Source organism: Pantoea sp. Fr-CA_6 (genome assembly GCF_024520895.1).
GTDB lineage: Bacteria > Pseudomonadota > Gammaproteobacteria > Enterobacterales > Enterobacteriaceae > Pantoea > Pantoea agglomerans.
Map to the genome: position 1 here is coordinate 1 of NZ_JALNPO010000009.1, position 19,072 is coordinate 19,072.

Annotated in this window: 15 protein-coding genes, 4 tRNA genes, 1 other RNA gene and 1 pseudogene; 2 read left to right on the top strand and 19 right to left on the bottom strand. The window is 56.1% G+C overall.

All coding sequences use genetic code 11. The annotated features are described in order from the left end of the window. Positions 1-58: 58 nt before the first annotated feature. The 18 genes and pseudogenes from NR201_RS15895 to trxA all read right to left on the bottom strand — a co-directional run bounded on the left by NR201_RS15895 (position 59) and on the right by trxA (position 14,039). A non-coding RNA gene (locus NR201_RS15895) (RtT sRNA) lies at positions 59-188 on the bottom strand. Between the two features lie 31 nt (positions 189-219). Beyond that, positions 220-296: transfer RNA gene (locus NR201_RS15900), tRNA-Pro, on the bottom strand. Between the two features lie 20 nt (positions 297-316). Beyond that, positions 317-403 (bottom strand) — tRNA-Leu (locus NR201_RS15905). Positions 404-419: 16 nt separating this feature from the next. After that, a tRNA-His gene (locus NR201_RS15910) sits at positions 420-495 on the bottom strand. 98 nt (positions 496-593) lie between these two features. Next, a tRNA-Arg gene (locus tag NR201_RS15915) sits at positions 594-670 on the bottom strand. 158 nt (positions 671-828) lie between these two features. Continuing rightward, positions 829-1,569: a lipopolysaccharide N-acetylmannosaminouronosyltransferase gene (gene wecG, locus NR201_RS15920; RefSeq protein WP_256849958.1), complete on the bottom strand. Its 741-nt coding sequence runs from the start codon at positions 1,567-1,569 to the stop codon at positions 829-831. Between the two features lie 25 nt (positions 1,570-1,594). Further along, the gene (wzyE, locus tag NR201_RS15925; RefSeq protein WP_033767575.1) at positions 1,595-2,938 is read right to left on the bottom strand and encodes an ECA oligosaccharide polymerase; all 1,344 of its coding nucleotides are present in this window, start codon (positions 2,936-2,938) and stop codon (positions 1,595-1,597) included. Continuing rightward, a complete protein-coding gene (locus NR201_RS15930; protein WP_062759457.1) occupies positions 2,935-4,002 on the bottom strand; it encodes a TDP-N-acetylfucosamine:lipid II N-acetylfucosaminyltransferase in 1,068 nt (355 codons plus the stop codon). The genes wzyE and NR201_RS15930 overlap by 4 nt, the downstream gene beginning before the upstream one ends. Beyond that, positions 3,999-5,249, bottom strand: coding sequence for a lipid III flippase WzxE (wzxE, locus tag NR201_RS15935; protein ID WP_163799629.1), 1,251 nt, complete (start codon positions 5,247-5,249; stop codon positions 3,999-4,001). Before wzxE ends, NR201_RS15930 begins: the two co-directional genes overlap by 4 nt. Next, the gene (gene rffA, locus NR201_RS15940) at positions 5,249-6,379 is read right to left on the bottom strand and encodes a dTDP-4-amino-4,6-dideoxygalactose transaminase (protein WP_010671668.1); all 1,131 of its coding nucleotides are present in this window, start codon (positions 6,377-6,379) and stop codon (positions 5,249-5,251) included. The genes wzxE and rffA overlap by 1 nt, the downstream gene beginning before the upstream one ends. After that, positions 6,366-7,073, bottom strand: a complete 708-nt coding sequence (rffC, locus tag NR201_RS15945) for a dTDP-4-amino-4,6-dideoxy-D-galactose acyltransferase (RefSeq protein ID WP_033780851.1) — start codon at positions 7,071-7,073, stop codon at positions 6,366-6,368. The genes rffA and rffC overlap by 14 nt, the downstream gene beginning before the upstream one ends. After that, a pseudogene (locus tag NR201_RS22755) lies at positions 7,051-7,170 on the bottom strand (glucose-1-phosphate thymidylyltransferase 2 RmlA2); the annotation flags it as partial. The gene rffC and the pseudogene NR201_RS22755, both read right to left, overlap by 23 nt. Before the next feature lie 84 nt (positions 7,171-7,254). Beyond that, complete coding sequence (wecC, locus tag NR201_RS15950) at positions 7,255-8,514, bottom strand: UDP-N-acetyl-D-mannosamine dehydrogenase (RefSeq protein ID WP_010257361.1); 1,260 nt, start codon at positions 8,512-8,514, stop codon at positions 7,255-7,257. Next, a complete protein-coding gene (wecB, locus tag NR201_RS15955) occupies positions 8,511-9,641 on the bottom strand; it encodes a non-hydrolyzing UDP-N-acetylglucosamine 2-epimerase (RefSeq protein WP_256849986.1) in 1,131 nt (376 codons plus the stop codon). The genes wecC and wecB overlap by 4 nt, the downstream gene beginning before the upstream one ends. Positions 9,642-9,651: 10 nt before the next feature. Next, a complete protein-coding gene (gene wzzE, locus NR201_RS15960) occupies positions 9,652-10,701 on the bottom strand; it encodes an ECA polysaccharide chain length modulation protein (RefSeq protein ID WP_010257365.1) in 1,050 nt (349 codons plus the stop codon). Between the two features lie 27 nt (positions 10,702-10,728). Next, positions 10,729-11,814: a UDP-N-acetylglucosamine--undecaprenyl-phosphate N-acetylglucosaminephosphotransferase gene (wecA, locus tag NR201_RS15965; RefSeq protein ID WP_022624853.1), complete on the bottom strand. Its 1,086-nt coding sequence runs from the start codon at positions 11,812-11,814 to the stop codon at positions 10,729-10,731. A 280-nt stretch (positions 11,815-12,094) separates the two neighbouring features. Continuing rightward, a complete protein-coding gene (rho, locus tag NR201_RS15970) occupies positions 12,095-13,354 on the bottom strand; it encodes a transcription termination factor Rho (RefSeq protein ID WP_010257369.1) in 1,260 nt (419 codons plus the stop codon). Between the two features lie 352 nt (positions 13,355-13,706). Further along, positions 13,707-14,039 (bottom strand): thioredoxin TrxA, encoded by a 333-nt coding sequence (gene trxA / locus NR201_RS15975; RefSeq protein ID WP_003851963.1) that lies wholly within the window; start codon positions 14,037-14,039, stop codon positions 13,707-13,709. Positions 14,040-14,156: 117 nt separating this feature from the next. Here trxA and rhlB point away from each other — a divergent pair, with 117 nt between their 5' ends. Together rhlB and gppA are read left to right on the top strand one after the other, a co-directional pair. After that, on the top strand, positions 14,157-15,449 hold the full coding sequence (gene rhlB, locus NR201_RS15980; RefSeq protein WP_022624852.1) for an ATP-dependent RNA helicase RhlB: 1,293 nt from the start codon (positions 14,157-14,159) through the stop codon (positions 15,447-15,449). 7 nt (positions 15,450-15,456) lie between these two features. Then, complete coding sequence (gene gppA / locus NR201_RS15985; protein ID WP_033759447.1) at positions 15,457-16,941, top strand: guanosine-5'-triphosphate,3'-diphosphate diphosphatase; 1,485 nt, start codon at positions 15,457-15,459, stop codon at positions 16,939-16,941. A 43-nt stretch (positions 16,942-16,984) separates the two neighbouring features. Here gppA and rep read toward each other — a convergent pair whose 3' ends face one another. Further along, positions 16,985-19,006, bottom strand: a complete 2,022-nt coding sequence (rep, locus tag NR201_RS15990) for a DNA helicase Rep (protein WP_256849959.1) — start codon at positions 19,004-19,006, stop codon at positions 16,985-16,987. Positions 19,007-19,072: the final 66 nt, after the last annotated feature.

A 19,072-nucleotide genomic window follows, 5' to 3' on the forward strand; every position in this document is an offset into this window, starting at 1 on the left:
CCTCATCCTCTTTTCTGCAGACGAAAAAAAACCTGTCTTTTCAGACAGGTTTCTAAAATGGTCGGCGAGAGAGGATTACTCTGCTCTGCGAGCAGCGCCCTTCGGGCCGTTGCTGAAGCAACGTTGTCTCGCTACGCTCGGCTCAAACCTCCTTCGGAGGTCCTCATCCTCTTTTCTGCAGACGAAAAAAAACCTGTCTTTTCAGACAGGTTTCTAAAATGGTCGGCGAGAGAGGATTCGAACCTCCGACCCACTGGTCCCAAACCAGTTGCGCTACCAAGCTGCGCTACTCGCCGATTTTTTTAACTGTTTTGCCTGGTGCGAAGAGAGGGACTTGAACCCTCACGTCCGTTAAGACACTAACACCTGAAGCTAGCGCGTCTACCAATTCCGCCACCTTCGCGTTTCCCAGCAAAATCTGGGGTGGCTAATGGGACTCGAACCCACGACAACTGGAATCACAATCCAGGGCTCTACCAACTGAGCTATAGCCACCACAATACTTAATGTCACAAGTTAAAAACCTGCAGCATTTAAATCTCTACTGCCAACCGCGGTAAATCAACCACCGAAGCTCATGCGCACAAACGATATGGCGCGCCCGACAGGATTCGAACCTGAGACCTCTGCCTCCGGAGGGCAGCGCTCTATCCAGCTGAGCTACGGGCGCGTAGCGCCGTTGCGGATGTGCATACTAGAGATAAGCGCCCATCGTGTCTAGTGCTTTTTAAATAAAAAGACGCGTTTGATTACGCTTTGTGCATTTTGTCGACAAATAGTGCATTTCCTCTCTCACAACGCGTAAAAATGCGGCATTTATCAGCAATATCAGAGATCGCCACGCCAGTGATAGCGCAAATATTTAAGCAGTTTTAATTGCCGGCGCAGGCGGCCAGGCTGCCGAATCAGACGATAGAGCCACTCCAGCCCCAACCGCTGCCAGATCTCCGGCGCTCGCTTCACATGGCCGGTGAAAACATCGTACGTTCCACCCACGCCCATATAGAGCGCATCAGGCCAGTGCGCACGGCACGCCAGCATCAATAGCTCCTGACGGGGCGACCCCAGCGCTACAGTCACCAGCTTCGCGCCGCTGGCCGCAATCCGGGCAAACAGCGCATCCTGATCGGCTGGCGCAAAATAGCCGTCCTGCGCCCCGACAACATTCACATTCCACTGACGACGTAGCTTATCGCAGGTTTCATCCAGCACCTGCTGACGACCGCCGATAAGAAATACAGGCGTCCCTTCCCGCCCGGCGCGTTCCATCAGCGCTTCCCATAAATCAGCACCCGCAATGCGCTGCACCGACGCGTGTGGATACTTTTTACGAATCGAGCGCACAATGCTGATGCCATCGGCGTACGCATACTCCGCCTGCGCTAACAGCGTGCGTAATCCCTCATCCCGCTCAGCGGTCAGGATCTTCTCCGCATTAATCGCCACTAAAATACCGCTGCGTACGCTGTGCGGCGGCATCAGAAAATTCACCGCCGACGGCATGTTTTCGAAGCCATACAACTCAACGCCGCGAATCCGGTACTGCGGCGTCTCAGTTAACTTTGTCATATCTTCCGTCAATCCCAGAGGCTACTCAGAGCGGGCTGTGCAACACCCGCCTGCTGCGGTCGCGAATCAAACCTGCGCGATCCAGTAACCAGAAAAGTAATTTAGCCATGCCCAGACAGGCAGCAAAAATGATGCAGAAAAACACCACGCGTGAACCGAACGCATCAAGGCCTTCGCGTGCCAGCACGATCATGTTAAAGACCGCGCCAAAACAGAAGCTTTGCAGGATGGCGCCGGTGTAACGGTTGGTCTCAAGACAGCCACGCTGATAGATTGCATCAAAGGCTTTTATAATCATCCCTACCGCGACCGCACCGATCGGAATCGCCCAGACGCCGCCCATCACCACCAGCGACCCTATCAGCGTGGGTGAAATCGCCAGGCCAGAATGGTTGTTCAGCACTTCCCAGGTGAAGTAGTTAGCACTGTTTAACACTGCCAGCGGCCGATCCGGCCAGAGCCAGGTCGGAATGAAAACGTAGAAATCACGCCACAGCGGTGCCAGCCCCTGAAACTCAATTCTGGCGTAGTTATCCAGCAGCAAGGCGAGATTCTCCCACGGCGAGAAGGTATCACGCGTCAGATAGAGGAAAGTATAAAACGCTTCATCGCCCATAACGTCGAGGTTATAGCGGCGCAGTGCCAGCCAGAACATTCCTGCAATCGCCAGCACGCCCGCCGTTGCCAGCATCCACAAAGTGATCCAGCCACGGGTAATCCCGATAAACAGGAACAGGGCAAACGCAATAATGATATTGGCGCGGGTACCACCCACCAGCGCGTAGGTCAGTAAACCAAAGGCAACGGTCACCACCAGGAACAGCAGCCAGTTGCGGCGCGTCGGGCTCAAAAAGTAGGGGATCAGCATCGCCGGAATAAAGAAATAGAAGAAGCGCTTAAGCGCTACACCCGACACTTCACTGGAGAAAATCTGGTTATAGGCAGTCAGGCGGAACAGCAGAAAACCGTTATGAATGAAGAACACCGTCACGGTACCCAGCGCCACCAGCGCCAGTATCACGCAGGTCAGATGGGTTTCGACGCGATTCATCTGCAGCCAGGGCTTCGCCGGAGACGCGCTGGCGGGTTTCAGCCGCACTTTATAGCTGACGTAATAAATGGCGTAAAACGCCGTGGCCGACAGCAGCGCCTCCAGCAGGTTCTCAACCGGCACCACTTCAACATTAAAGCGAAACACCAGCACGGAGGTCAGCGGGAAGCCGAAGTAAAAGGTCAGTAAGAACAGCAGCGTGAAGAACAGATGAAAGTTAAAACGGACGCGCTTAAACTCCCGCCAGGTCAGGGTCAGAATAAAAACCAGCGACAGCAGATAGACCACCAGCAGGCCGCCAAACTGCATAAGACTCATGACAACTCCCCTTCGCTGAGCTGTAACGCGGCTCGCCAGCCCGCCAGATAACCCGGCGCAAAAAAGGCGATAGCCTGTTTATCACAGCTCATCAGCTGACGACGTGCCTCGGCGATCACCGCAGGCGACAGCGTATCTTCGCTGAACAATACCGGAAGCTGCTGCTCTGCCACATCACGCCAGAATGGATTTTTGCGGGTCAGGACAAACGGCACGTTGGCCTGAATCAGCAGGCAGAGTGTTCCCACCCCTTGCTGACGTTCAAACATAAAATAGCCGACATGGCAGCGCGCCAGCAGGGCTAAGTAATCATCAAACGCCAGGTTTTCACGCATCAGATTCACCTGACCGTTTGGGAACAGCGCATCGGCAGCGGCCTGAATCTGGCTGATATAAGCCTCATTACCTGGCGGATAGCCCAAAGGGACCTCGATACGCACCTGCTCGCCAAACTGCGCGTGAATCGCTTTTAAGCCTTCGATGTGTCGGTTACTCGGATCGCCCGAGTTGCCCAGCAACAGCGTAAAAGGCTCCGACGGGACAGATTCAACGGCTGCGGCGGGCATTCTGGTGGGAAAATAGAGCAGTGAACCGGGTACGCGCCGATGGCGCTGCTGATAGTGATGCAGGTCGCCCCGGGTCGCAAAAACCTGTGCAACCCGCCCCTGCGCTATCCGGCGGACCAGATAGAACAGACGGAACTTCAGGCTGCGCGAATCTTCATAAAGATCGGCGCCCCAGACGTGCCAGAACAGCTGTGAACGACGCAGCTTACCGCTGAGTAACGCCAGCCAGATCCACGGGTTAAACTGTCCGTGGCAGAAAAAACGCTGCTGACGATTTCTGGCGCGCTGCAGTACCGCCTGCGCCAGCGCTTTCTTGCTGGTAAAGCACTCGATCTGCAACGCACTGAACGGCGCCAGGCTCTCGGGCTGCTGCGTCACCACCATAAAATGGCGTGGCGCAGCCGCAGGCTGCTCAACGCTGAGTACGTCGTTGAAAAAGCGCAGCACCGTAAGATTGTGGTGGGGAATGTCCGATCCCAAAACGTGAATTAAAGTCATTTTTTCCGGCAGTAAACAATAAAAGCGCCACAACACAGGGCAAAGTAAGCCATATAGGTAAACATATAGGCCTGCGCCGCACCCGTCGCGCCATGTAACGGGATCAACCAGCGTGAAAACAGGGTCAGCAACAGGAACTGGCTGATCTCAGTCAGAACATAAAAGCGCAGCGAGGCTTTGGCGATAACCAGATATCCGAAAACATAGGCGCCGACCTTAAAAACATCGCCGCACAGCTGCCAGACAAAGAGATCGCGCATCCCGCGAAACGCTTCAGAGAACAGCAGGCTGATGGCGAAATCGCGCAGTACCCAGACACCCAGGCTGGCAACCGCTACGGCGGGCAGGACAAAGCGCAGTGCACGGCCAATCTCGCGCGCGATGTCGCGTTTGTTATCCAGCCGCGCCAGCGTCGGCAGCAGCCAGACGCTAAACGTCGCGGTAATAAATTGCAGATAGGCATCGGAAATGCTGGTGACGCCCTGCCACAATCCGACCTGTGCCCAGCCCTGCTGCTCCGCCAGCAGATTACGCATCAGCACCCATGCGACCGGCAGGGTCACGGCGGTGATCAGCGCCATCAGGGTATATTTTGCCAGATTACGGGCCAGCTCAGGATGCCATTGCGGTCGCAGCCAGCTAAGCGGCAGCGGCGCACGGCGTTTCAGCATCAGGAGTGCAGGCAGCAGCAGCAAAGCCGGCACCAGCGCCAGACCCGTCAGCGCGCCCTGATAGCCGCCCAGCCACCAGCAGAGCAGATAGCCCGCCACGCCAATCAGGCTGCCGAGAATCAGCGCCAGCGCATTACCGCGCGCGTCGCGATAGCCCTTCAGCAGCGCCAGGGTAAAGTTGGCCCAGGCGATGCCGAGCTGAAGAAAGGCCACCACGCGGATGACGCCCTGATAACGGTCGTGACCAAACAGCGCGATACTGATGGGTGCCGCCGCCAGCAGAAACAGCAGCGCCAGCATACCGGAAAAACCCAGCACCATGGTTGATGCCGTGCCCACCATCGCCCGCAATTGCTCGGGCTGCTGCTGATACTGCGCCACATAGGTGGTGACGCCATTAAAGATGCCTGCGCCCGCCAGCACGCCCAGCACGGTGATCAACTGACGGAAGTTCCCCGCCTGGCCGACACCCTCGGGTCCGAAGCTGACCGCCAGCAGTTTGACGACCAGCAGGCCGGCCACAATTTTTACCAGCGTGGACGATGCGGTCCACACTGAGGCTCTGGCTAATGACATCAGGAAAAGAAGCTCAGCAGTGAGCTGATAACCGTGCTCTGATTGTTATCCGACAGGTTATAAAACAGCGGCAGACGCAGCAGGCGTTCACTTTCCCGCGTGGTAAAGCGATCGTCGCCGACAAACTGCGAGAACCGCTCACCGGCGGGCGAACTGTGCAGCGGAATATAGTGAAACACCGTGAGTATCTCGGCTTCTTTCATCCAGTTTATCAGCGCCTGACGATCGTCCTGATCGCGCAGTTTGATGTAGAACATATGCGCATTGTGTTCACAGCTGGCGGGGATCACCGGCAGGCTGATGCGTCCCTGAGCCGCCAGCGGCTGCAGCGCATCGTAATAACGCTGCCAGATGCGTAACCGCTGCTGGTTAATACGTTCAGCGGCTTCCAGCTGCGCCCAGAGATAGGCTGCCTGCAGATCGGCCATCAGATAGCTCGATCCCATATCGCGCCAGGTGTATTTATCGACCTGACCCCGGAAGAACTGGCTGCGGTTGGTGCCTTTTTCCCGCACGATCTCGGCGCGCTCGACCAGGCTGGCGTCGTTAATGAGCGTCGCGCCACCTTCGCCGCCGGCGGTGTAGTTCTTGGTTTCGTGGAAACTGAAGCAGCCAATATGACCGATGGTGCCGAGCGCACGACCTTTGTAGCGTGACATCACGCCCTGCGCCGCATCTTCAATCACAAACAGCTTATGCTTTGCCGCCAGCGCCATAATGGTGTCCATTTCACAGGCCACGCCTGCGTAATGCACCGGCACAATGGCGCGGGTTTTTTCAGTGATGGCCGCTTCGATCAGCGTTTCATCAATGTTCATGGTGTCCGGGCGCACATCGACAAACACAATGCGGGCGCCGCGCAGCACAAAGGCGTTGGCGGTAGAGACAAAGGTGTAGCTCGGCATAATCACTTCATCGCCGGGCTGCAGATCGATTAACAGCGCCGCCATCTCCAGCGAAGCGGTACAGGAGGGGGTCAGCAGCACTTTTTTGCTGCCAAAACGCTGCTCCATCCACTGCTGACAGCGACGGGTAAATCCACCATCGCCGCACAGCTTGCCGCTGTTCATCGCCGACTGCATATACTCAATTTCTGTGCCCACAATCGGGGGCGCATTAAATGGAATCATGACCTTTCCTGTAAAACCAGTACGCGGTGCTGTCGAGCCGGGCACCGCTGCGTAAATAGAGGCGCATCGCCGTGAGATTGCTGAGCTGGGTAGCAACCCGAAGCTGAGCCAGCTGTCGTACCCGCGCCCAGTCTGCCGCCGCCAGCATCAGTCGCTGACCCAGCCCCTGGCCCTGCGCGTCGGGCAGTACGCCCAGCAGGCCAATGCGGGCATCGCCATCCACCGCGCGCAGCGAAACAAATCCCTGCAGCTGACCCGCGGCATCGCTTGCCACCAGACACTGATCGTCAAACGCCCCGCGTACCGCATTTTCAATCCACTGCGCATAGAAGCGTCCGCTGGCGTCCGGCGCATACCAGGGCGCGCGAAAACGACTCTGGCTGAAGAGCTGTGAGGCAGCATCGCGCAGTAGCGGGATCTGGGCTTCGCGCGCAATGCGAATTCCCGCCTGCCGTTCAGTCTGTTTCAGCGCCAGCGTCAGATCTGCTTCGCCTTCTGCCAGCCGGAACTGATGCTGCTGCAGCGTATCAATCAGCGCCGTCTCGCTGGCAGCGACTTTCATCTGCATCAGCGCACAGGGATGACGCAGCGCCTGTTCCAGCGGGATGTCACCTTGCGGCTCCAGCCGCACGGTATCAACACCGAAGAATGCGCTCTCCCAGTTAAGGGGATTAATATTGACGTGGACGGGCATGTAATAAATCCAGCAGGTATTGGCCGTAGCCGGTTTTTGTCAGCGCTTCACCCGCGGCCCGCAGCTGGTCATCACTCAGCCAGCTGTTACGCCAGGCACCCACACATGTAAGCCGTTTATACGGTAAAGCGCACCAGTGCAGAACCGATAAACCCGGCACCGCCCGTGATCAGAAAACGCCTCATCGCCACACACCTTTGGTGTCGACAATCCAGTTCTGCTGAACGCTGGCGCCATCAATGGCGCGGAAGGCGCGGTGATCGACCAGCATCACCAGAATATCGGCCTGTTCCAGCGCCTGCCCGGCAGAGACCAGCACGGCTTTGTCGGCCAGTGCGTCAGCAAGCTGCTCAATATGGGGTTCAACCACCCAGGTGGTGCCGCTGTGCCACTCTGCAATTTTCTGTGCCACGCCCACCGCCGGGCTTTCGCGCAGGTCGTCAATATTGGGTTTAAAGGCCAGGCCAAAGCAGGCGATGGTGATATCGCTGGCGCGCTTGCCGGTCTGTGTCAGGCAGTCCGCCAGCGCGGTTTTCACCTGGTCCAGCACCCACTGAGGCTTGGCGTCATTGACCTCACGCGCGGTGCGGATCAGGCGGGCTAATTCAGGATTCTGCGCCACGATGAACCAGGGATCGACGGCGATACAGTGACCGCCGACGCCTGGGCCCGGCTGCAGAATGTTGACGCGCGGATGGCGATTCGCCAGCGCAATCAGCTCCCAGACGTTAATCCCCTGATCGGCACAAATCAGCGACAGCTCATTGGCAAAGGCGATATTCACGTCACGGAAGCTGTTTTCTGTCAGCTTACACATCTCGGCGGTTCGGGCGTTGGTTTCAACGCATTCGCCTTTTAAAAACAGCCGATAAAGCTCGCTGGCGCGGGCGGAACAGGCTGGCGTCATGCCGCCAATCACCCGGTCGTTGTTAATCAGCTCAACCATCACCTGACCAGGCAGCACGCGCTCCGGACAGTAGGCCACAAAAATATCGGGCGTATCACCGTGCTGAGGAAAGCGCAGGTCGGGACGCGCCGCCGCCAGCCAGTCGGCCATCTGTTCGGTGCTGCCCACCGGTGAGGTCGACTCCAGAATCACCAGGTCGCCCTTTTTCAGTACCGGCGCAATCGACTCCGCCGCGGCTTTCACAAAGCGCAGATCGGGCTGATGCTCATCTTTAAAAGGGGTCGGTACGGCGATAAGAAAAGCGTCGGCGGCTTCCGGCTGCGTGGTGGCGCGCAGATCGCCACGCGTAACAGCCGCATGCACCACCTGATCTAAATCGGGTTCCACGATATGGATCGCGCCACGATTGATGGTTTCAACGGCGCGCGCGTTGATATCCACGCCCACCACTTTTTTTCCCTTTGAGGCAAAAACGGCTGCCGTCGGCAGCCCAATGTATCCCAGTCCAATCACGGAGATGGTTTCAAAACTCATAATTTGGCTCGGTTATCTTTTAAGGCTTGTAAAATACGACCACAGGCTTTGCCATCGCCATACGGATTATGGGCGTGGCTCATCGCCTGCCAGGCAGCGTCGTCAGTCAGCAAGCTGCTGACCTCCGCCACGATTCGGGCGATATCGGTCCCCACCAGTTTGACGGTGCCGGCGTCGACCGCTTCAGGCCGCTCGGTGGTGTCACGCATCACCAGCACCGGTTTACCCAGCGAAGGCGCTTCCTCCTGAATGCCACCGGAGTCAGTGAGGATGAGCCAGGCGCGGTTCATCAGCCAGACAAAAGGCAGATACTCCTGCGGTTCAATCAGAATGATATTCTCAATGCCGCTGAGAATCCGGTTTACCGGCTCGCTGACATTGGGGTTAAGGTGCACCGGATAGACAATCTGCGCCTCGGGATGCTGGCGGGCAATCTGCGCCAGCGCGCTGCAGATACGTTCAAAGCCGCCACCAAAGCTTTCGCGACGATGTCCGGTGACCAGCACCAGTTTCTTATCCGGGTCGAGAAACGGATAGCGCGCCGCCAGTTGTGCATTCAGATTGCTGTCATCCAGCACCCTGTCGCGAACCCACAGCAGCGCATCAATGACCGTATTGCCGGTCACGATAATGCGCGCATCGGGCAGATTTTCCTGCAACAGATTCTGACGCGATCGGGAGGTGGGGGTGAAATGCAGATGGGCAAGATGACCGGTAAGTTTACGGTTACCCTCTTCCGGCCATGGCGAGGCGAGATCGCCGGTACGCAGACCGGCCTCCACATGCCCGACCGGAATCTGATGATAAAATGCCGCCAGGCTCGCCGCCAGTGTGGTGGTGGTGTCACCATGCACCAGCACGATGTCCGGTTTGAAGTCGAGCAGGACGGTTTTCATGCCCTCTAAAATGCGGCAGGTGATCTCGGTCAGCCCCTGCTCGGGACGCATAATATTGAGATCATAGTCCGGCTGCAGCTTGAACAGGCGCAGCACCTGATCGAGCATTTCGCGATGCTGTGCGGTGACGCACAGTCGCGATTCGAAAGCGGGATCCTGCGCCAGCGCCTGAACCAGCGGTGCCATTTTGATCGCTTCGGGACGAGTACCAAATACCGTCAGAACTTTCACACTGTTTCTCTCACTCATGCGTGTCTGACATCAGACGCGGACGACGTGCCAGCGCCACTCCCGCGCCTGTTAATGCCCCAATGGCACCCCACATAATCATCATGAACAGACGTCGCGGACTGTCACGTGATACCGGCTCTTCCGGCGTACGCAGATAACGGTAGGTCTGGAACTGGCTGTTCAGTTTTGGCCCGGTCTGCAGCGTGGTCAGCATTGCTCTGTTCTGATCATAGCTGATATCAAACTCCGGACCGGTAGCGCGCAGCGTATCCAGCTGTCCCTGTAAAACGGGCTGGCCCAGCAGAAACAGGTCGCTGTCTGCCAGATTTTCACCCGCTTCACGCGTCTGTTTCTCATTGATGCCCTGCTGGCTGGCGATTTTCAGCGCCTGTTCCAGCCGATGCTGCTGGCGCTGAAACACCGCATTAGCCACATCTTCCTGACGTTTCACCTGCGCCTGCAACTGGTCGGTACGCGCCCGCCAGGCACCTTTTAGCTCATCATTCAGATGACGCGCGGCGCGCTCACTGGCATAGGCGATGTACTGACGCAGCAGATTATTGGCGTCGCCAGCGGTTTCCGCTTTGAGTTTGACGTTATCGGGCAGGTTATGTGCCGCGTCAGCGGGCGTGAACAGGATATTGCCGATCATATCGTCGAGCAGCGCGGCATCATTATGCGCATTGCCGGTTTTACGACTCTTGTAATAATCCGTTTGCTGCCAGAACTCACGACGTGTATCCCAGGAGGCGAGTTGCATGGTGAACTCCTGATAAACCTGATCCATCACCGTAGGTGAAGGTGCGGCCAGGGTTAAGGCGTTGTTGCGCACATCCAGATTGGTCAGGAATTGCTGCTGCGCATAGTAAGAACCCAGCATGTTCACCGTCGGACGATCGGTGATCGCCGTGGTGCTCCAGACCTGTTTCAGCAGCAGCGTGGCCAGCCAGGCGACCAGAGCAAACAGCAGCGCCAGCCCGATAATCCAGCGCTTGCCACGCCATAAACGGCAGCAAAAGCTGCGAATATCCAGTTCGTTGTCCACAACGTCAGAAGGCATGGCAGAGGTATCCTTTATCAGCTCTTTTCAGGGTAATTTGTTTTTTGCTTCGCGATGATGGCTCAGACGGCGCTTAATGCGGCGGACACGTCGCGCCACGCGCCACGCATGTTTGAGGCAGTAGCCGTAAACCATAAACGCGCCCAGGAATAGCAGCAGCATCACCCACTCCGGGATAAATGCCAGATATTCGCCCAGCACACCGATACCGGCGAGAATGGCCGCCGCAACGGTAATCAGCACAAAGGCCTGACGGGAGGTAAAGCCGGCACGCATAATCAGATGATGGATGTGCTGACGGTCAGCCGAGAACGGACTCATGCCTTTACGCAGGCGACGATACATAATCGCCACCATATCCATCAGAGGAATGGCAATAAGCCACAGTGCGGTAACGGGCGTGATGGGATGGCTAAGACCCTGCGTCGTTTCCAGCAGAATCCAGATAATGGTGAACCCGATCATGGTGCTGCCGGCATCGCCCATAAAGACTTTGAAGCGACGGCCAAGGAAGCCGAGGTTAAGCAGGATATAGGGCAGCGTGGCGGCAATCATCGCAAAACACCACATCGCGAGGCTGGTCTGGCCGTCGAAGTAGAGGATAATCCCCATGGCGGCAAAAGTGACCGAGGAGAGTCCGCCCAGCAGACCATCGATCCCATCCACCATATTAAAGGCGTTGATCGCGGCCCAGACGGCAAACAGCGTCAGCACATAACCAAAGGGCCCCACGATAAGCTCGAACGGGCCGACGATAAAGCCCAGGCTAAGCAGATAGAGTTTTGCGCCAAACATCATCACCAGCGCGACAATGGCCTGCACCACCGCACGAATTTTGACGCTGATATCGAAACGGTCATCCAGTGCGCCAACCAGCACCAGAACACCGGCGCAGCCCAGATAGAGCAGCGCGTGAGGCAGATAGTAGTTGGTAATGGCAAACGTGAAGCAGATACCTGCGAACACAGAAATGCCGCCCACCAACGGAATCGCGCCATGATGGCGTTTACGTGAGTTAGGCTTATCAACTAAACCAATTTTTTTAGCTGCTTTTCGAGCAAAAAAGAGGAAAGCCAGGGAAAAGAGAAAAATTAAACCAAGCTCAGTACTCATAGTGAGTAAATTCACGTTAAACGCTCTCAGCTAACATCCCGCACAACAATACGCGAAAAAACGCGCCTATCGCTGTGTCGGATTCCGAATTCTGCATAAAGAGACAGACGAACGGTCAAAAGTTCGCCATCGCTACCACAGTCATTATAAATGCTCCTGCCAGTGTTCAATCCTATAGCTCACAAATGAAAAACGCCACGTTGAGACGTGGCGTGAGGTCGATTTTCTGCGCATCTGGACTAAAAAAGCCGAATCTGTGGTTCGGCCAGGCAGTATCGGATTAAGAACGCTTCATCATATCGAAGAATTCATCATTAGTTTTGGTCATCGCCAGCTTGTTGATGAGGAATTCCATTGCGTCGATTTCGCCCATCGGGTGAATAATCTTACGCAGGATCCACATCTTCTGCAGCTCTTCCTGAGAGGTGAGCAGCTCTTCTTTACGCGTACCAGAGCGGTTGTAATCAATCGCCGGGAAGACGCGTTTTTCAGCGATTTTACGGGCGAGATGCAGTTCCATGTTACCGGTACCTTTAAACTCTTCGTAAATCACTTCATCCATCTTCGAACCGGTATCAACCAGCGCGGTCGCGATGATGGTCAGGCTACCGCCCTCTTCCACGTTACGTGCAGCACCAAAGAAACGCTTTGGACGATGCAGGGCGTTGGCATCCACACCACCGGTCAGGACTTTACCTGAAGCAGGAACCACGGTGTTGTAAGCACGTGCCAGACGTGTAATGGAGTCGAGCAGGATGATGACATCTTTCTTGTGTTCAACCAGACGCTTGGCCTTCTCGATCACCATTTCAGCAACCTGAACGTGGCGTGAAGCTGGCTCATCGAAGGTTGAGGCGATAACTTCGCCTTTCACCAGACGCTGCATCTCGGTGACTTCTTCCGGGCGCTCATCGATCAGCAGTACCATCAGGGTACAGTCCGGATAGTTGTGCGCCAGGCTCTGCGCGATGTTCTGCAGCAGCATGGTTTTACCGGCTTTCGGTGGTGCAACAATCAGACCACGCTGGCCACGACCAATTGGCGATGCCAGATCCAGTACGCGAGCAGTTAAATCTTCCGTTGAGCCATTACCCCGCTCCATACGCAGACGTTTATTTGCGTGCAGCGGCGTGAGGTTTTCGAACAGAATCTTATTACGCGCATTTTCCGGCTTGTCGTAGTTAACTTCGTTAACTTTCAGCAGCGCAAAATAACGTTCACCCTCTTTCGGTGGACGGATTTTGCCAGAGATGGTGTCACCAGTGCGGAGGTTGAAGCGGCGGATTTGACTAGGGGAAACGTAGATATCATCAGGGCCGGCGAGGTAGGAGCTGTCTCCGGAACGGAGGAATCCAAATCCATCCTGAAGGATCTCCAGCACGCCATCACCGAAGATGTCTTCGCCGCTTTTCGCGTGCTGCTTCAGGATTGAAAAGATAATGTCCTGCTTGCGCATACGAGCCTGGTTTTCCAGTCCCATATTTTCGCCGAGAGTAACCAGCTCAGCAACCGGCGTATTCTTTAATTCGGTAAGATTCATAGTGATGGGTTCTTAAACTCGGGGTAATACTCGGAATGTTTTTCGTGAATGGTATGGCAACTAATCCATGCCGTTAATGGCTCTTTTCGGCTCTTCCTGACGATCATCGTATGGAATGGCGATCGGTATGCAGGGAGATGTCCGAATGTGATGCCAGAGTTGGAGCTAACCGTAAGATTGCTGAACCGTTCTATCTTTATAAGGTACAGGGCGACAGGGTTCAACAAGGGAAAACTTTTAGATGCTAACTACAAGGTAAGTTCGTAATGCAGTGCTGGTAAATTAGCACGCCTGAAAGCGAACGTCCAGCAGCAGGAGATAAATTCACCACTGCCGGACATTCAGCCCTGAATTACGCCAGATTGGCGTTCAGGAACTCTTTCAGCTGGCCTTTAGACAGCGCGCCCACTTTGGTCGCGGCGACTTCGCCATTTTTAAACAGCAGCAGCGTCGGGATACCACGAATGCCATACTTCGGTGCCGTGCCTGGGTTATCATCAATATTCAGCTTAGCGATGGTCAGTTTGCCATCATACTCTTCTGCAACTTCATCAAGGATTGGCGCGATCATTTTGCAAGGACCGCACCATTCAGCCCAGAAATCTACCAGTGTAACGCCGTCGGCTTTCAGCACGTCGGTGTCGAAACTGTCATCAGTCAGATGAACGATTTTATCGCTGCTCATGTTTTACTCCACAAGATTATGCCTGGCGAATTGGCGTAAAATATACCAATGTTGGTTGACTTTATTTCATCGGATACGCTTTCGTAAAGCGATAGTAAGCTGATATTCTACCACACTATGAGCAAAACACACTTAACTGAACAGAAGTTTTCCGACTTCGCCCTGCACCCAAAAGTGGTGGAAGCCCTTGATACTAAAGGCTTTCAATACTGCACGCCGATTCAGGCGTTAGCTCTGCCTTTTACGCTTTCAGGGCGTGATGTTGCAGGCCAGGCGCAAACCGGTACCGGCAAAACGATGGCGTTTCTGACGTCAACGTTTCATCATCTTCTCTCTCATCCTGCGGCGGAAGGTCGTCAGGTTAACCAGCCACGGGCATTAATTCTTGCGCCGACGCGTGAACTTGCTGTGCAGATTCATGCTGATGCAGAACCCCTTACCGCCTCAACCGGCCTGAAACTGGGTCTCGCCTATGGCGGAGACGGTTATGACAAACAGCTGAAAGTGCTGGAGCAGGGCGTTGATATTCTGGTGGCTACCACCGGTCGCCTGATCGACTACGCGAAACAGAATCACGTCAACCTCGGTGCTATTCAGGTCATGGTGCTGGACGAAGCCGATCGTATGTTCGATCTCGGCTTTATTAAAGATATTCGCTGGCTGTTCCGTCGCATGCCGCCGGCCACTCAGCGTCTGAGCATGCTGTTCTCGGCGACCCTCTCCTACCGCGTCCGTGAACTGGCGTTCGAGCACATGAACAGTGCTGAATATGTGGAAGTGGAACCGGAACAGAAAACCGGCCATCGCATTCAGGAAGAGCTTTTCTATCCGTCTAACGAAGAGAAAATGCGCCTGTTGCAGACCCTGCTGGAAGAAGAGTGGCCCGATCGCGCCATTATTTTCGCCAACACCAAACACCGCTGTGAAGATATCTGGGGCCACCTGGCCGCCGATGGACACCGTGTCGGCCTGCTGACCGGCGACGTTGCTCAGAAGAAGCGCCTGCGCATTCTGGATGACTTCACCAAAGGTGATGTGGATATTCTGGTCGCCACTGACGTGGCTGCTCGCGGTCTGCACATCCCGGCTGTTACCCACGTCTTTAACTACGATCTGCCAGACGACTGTGAAGATTACGTTCACCGTATTGGCCGTACCGGTCGTGCAGGCGCCAGCGGTCATTCAATCAGCCTGGCCTGTGAAGAGTACGCGCTGAATCTGCCTTCGATTGAAGAGTACATCGGCCACAGCATCCCGGTCAGCAAGTACAGCAGCGAAGCGTTGTTAACGGATTTACCGCCGCCTAAGCGTCTGCAACGCAGCCGTTCCGGCAATGGCCCGCGTCGCGGAGGGAATAACGCCAATCGTCGCGGTGCTCCACGCAACAACAACCGTAAACGTTCAGGTTAAGGCCACCATGCTAAGCGCATCGTCACTTTATGCAGCGATTGATTTAGGGTCTAACAGCTTTCATATGTTGGTGGTGCGCGAGGTCTCTGGCAGTATCCAGACCGTTGCAAAAATTAAGCGCAAGGTTCGCCTTGCTGCCGGTCTGGATAAAAATAACCTGTTGTCAGCCGACGCGATGTCGCGGGGCTGGCACTGCCTCAGACTGTTCTCTGAACAACTGCAGGATATTCCCCCCGATCAAATTCGCGTGGTGGCGACCGCCACGCTGCGTCTGGCTGCCAATGCGCAGACCTTCCTCGACACCGCCCAACAGATCCTTGGCTGTACCATCAACGTCATCAGCGGTGAAGAAGAGGCGCGCCTGATTTATCAGGGCGTGGCCCACACCACCGGCGGTTCCGACCAGCGTTTAGTGGTCGATATCGGCGGCGGCAGCACCGAGCTGGCCACCGGCGACGGATCGCACGCGTCGGTGTTGTTCAGTCTGTCGATGGGCTGTGTGACGTGGCTGGAGCGATTCTTCAGCGATCGTCATCTGGCAAAAGAGAACTTTGACCAGGCCGAGCTGGCGGCACGTGAGATGATCCAGCCCATTGCAGCGCAGCTGCGTGAGCAGGGCTGGCAGGCCTGTGTTGGTGCTTCAGGCACGGTTCAGGCGCTGCAGGAGATCATGGTGGCGCAGGGCATGGATGAGCGCATCACGCTGAATAAGCTGCAGCAGCTGAAGCAGCGCGCCATTCAGTGCGGCAAACTGGAAGAGCTGGAAATCGAAGGGCTGACGCTGGAGCGGGCGCTGGTGTTCCCCAGCGGCCTGTCGATTCTGATCGCCATCTTCCAGGAGCTCAGTATCGATAGCATGACGCTGGCGGGCGGCGCACTGCGTGAAGGACTGGTCTACGGCATGCTGCATCTGCCCATCGACCGGGATATCCGAACCCGTACGCTGCATAACGTCCAGCGCCGTTTCAGCATTGATGTCGAGCAGGCGGATCGCGTGCGTCAGCTGGCGGAGAGCTTTTTCCGTCAGGTTTCCACGTTGTGGAAGCTGGATCAGCGCTGTCGTGAGTTGCTGCTCAGCGCCTGCGCGATCCACGAAATCGGCCTGAGCGTTGACTTCCGTCATGCGCCGCAGCATGCGGCGTATCTGGTGCGTCACCTCGATCTTCCTGGTTTCACACCGGCACAGAAGAAGCTACTGGCCTGTTTACTGCAAAACCAGAGCGGCAGCATCGATCTGGCTTTGCTGACGCAGCAGAACGCCCTGCCGCCGCGGCTGGCAGAACGGATGTGCCGTCTGCTGCGGCTGGCGATTATTTTCTCCACCCGCCGTCGCGATGACACCCTGCCTGCGGTGCGGCTACAGGCAGACGATGATGCCCTGCATCTGACCCTGCCCGCGGGCTGGCTGGAGGCCCATCCGTTGCGCAGTGAGCTGCTGGAGCAGGAAAGCCATTATCAGTCTTACGTCCACTGGTTATTAACCCTGTCGTAATTGCCGTCGCGTGAGGCGAATCTCTTTCGCCTCCTGCACTGGTTTAACTCTTTTTCGCCTTATCCAGCATCGCTCTCAGACCGGCCACCCGGCTCTGACCGGTTTTCATCCGCTCCTCCGCACTGACCACTTTGCGCTCAGTTTCCCATTGCAGATCGTCCTGCGGCAGTTCCAGCAGAAAACGGCTCGGCTCCGGCCGGATTAATTCGCCATATTGCCGGCGTTCGCGACACAGGGTAAAGGTCAGCTCTTTCTGTGCCCGTGTGATCCCCACGTAGGCCAGGCGACGCTCCTCTTCGATATTATTTTCATCGATACTGCTCTGATGCGGTAACAGCCCCTCCTCCATGCCCACCAGGAACACATAGGGGAACTCCAGCCCTTTGGAGGCGTGCAGCGTCATCAGCTGCACCTGATCCAGCTCTTCATCGCTTTCACCGCGCTCCATCATGTCGCGCAGGGTAAAGCGCGTCACCACCTGCGCCAGCGTCATCGGCTCATCAATATCGCTGCCCTCCAGCATTTCTGTCATCCACTGAAACAGCGTGTTGACGTTCTTCATCCGCATCTCTGCGGCTTTCGGGCTGCCGGAGGTTTCGAACAGCCAGCTTTCGTAGTCGATGCCGCGAATCAAATCACGCACTGCGTTTACCGGCTCACGTTCGGTCAGCTGGATAATCTCATTCAGCCAGTGGGTGAAGCGCTGCAGATGCTCCAGACCACGGCCACTCAGCGTCTGCCCCAGACCGACATCAAAACTGGCGTTAAACAGGCTCTTGCTGCGCAGGTTGGCCCACTCACCGAGCTTCTGCAGCGTAGCCGGGCCAATCTCACGGCGCGGCGTATTGACGATGCGCAGAAACGCGCTGTCATCCTCAGGATTGGTCAGCACGCGCAGATAGGCGAGCAGATCTTTGATCTCGGGCCGTGAGAAGAACGAAGTACCGCCAGAGATGCGATAAGGGATGCGGTTCTGCATCAGAAACTTTTCAAAGGTCCGGGACTGATGGTTACCACGATAAAGAATGGCGTAATCTTTGTACTGCGTCCGGTTGATAAAGTGATGCGCGATGAGCTCGCCGGTGACCCGCTCCGCTTCATGCTCTTCGCTGTTGGCAGTGAGCACCTTCAGCTCGCTGCCCTGCCCGAGCTCCGAAAAGAGCCGCTTCTCAAAGACGTGCGGGTTATTGGCAATCAGGATATTTGCCGCTTTCAGTATGCGCTGCGAAGAGCGGTAGTTCTGCTCCAGCTTCACCACCTCCAGCGCCGGGAAATCCTGATTCAGCAGCACCAGATTCTGCGGGCGTGCGCCGCGCCAGGAGTAGATAGACTGATCATCATCGCCCACCACCGTGAAGCGCGCCCGAGCGCCCACCAGCAGCTTAACCAGTTCATACTGGCTGGTGTTGGTATCCTGATACTCATCCACCAGCAGATAGCGGATACGCTGCTGCCAGCGTTCACGCACCTCCTGATTACGCTGCAGCAGCAGCGTCGGCAGCAGAATCAAATCGTCGAAATCGAGCACGTTGCACGACTTAAGATGCTGGCTGTAGAGGGCGTAGCAGTGAGCAAAAATATTATCCTGCTGTGATCGCGCCAGCGCGGCGGCGCCCTGCGGATCGATCAGATCATTTTTCCAGTTCGAGATGGTGGAGATGAGCTGCTGTAGCAGCGTCTTATCCTCTTCCAGCCACTCTTTTGTCAGCTCTTTCAGCAGGGCGAGCTGATCCTGATCGTCGAACAGCGAGAAGTTTAACTTCATGCCCAGCGCCGCGGTTTCGCGTTTGATGATCTCCAGCCCCAGCGTATGGAAGGTGGAGATCAGCAGGCCGCGCGCCTCTTTGCGGCCCAGCGTCTGCGCCACACGCTCTTTCATTTCGCGCGAGGCTTTATTGGTAAAGGTCACTGCGGCGATGTGGCGCGCCTGATAGCCGCATTCACGGAGCAGATGGGCGATTTTATTGGTAATCACGCGGGTTTTGCCCGATCCCGCGCCCGCCAGCACCAGACAGGGACCGGTAACAAATTCGACGGCACGTTGTTGGCTGGGGTTTAAACGCATAGGAGAAATCGCCTGATTGAATCGAAAGAAAGGGGTTTATACTGGGCGGCAATTATACACAACCGA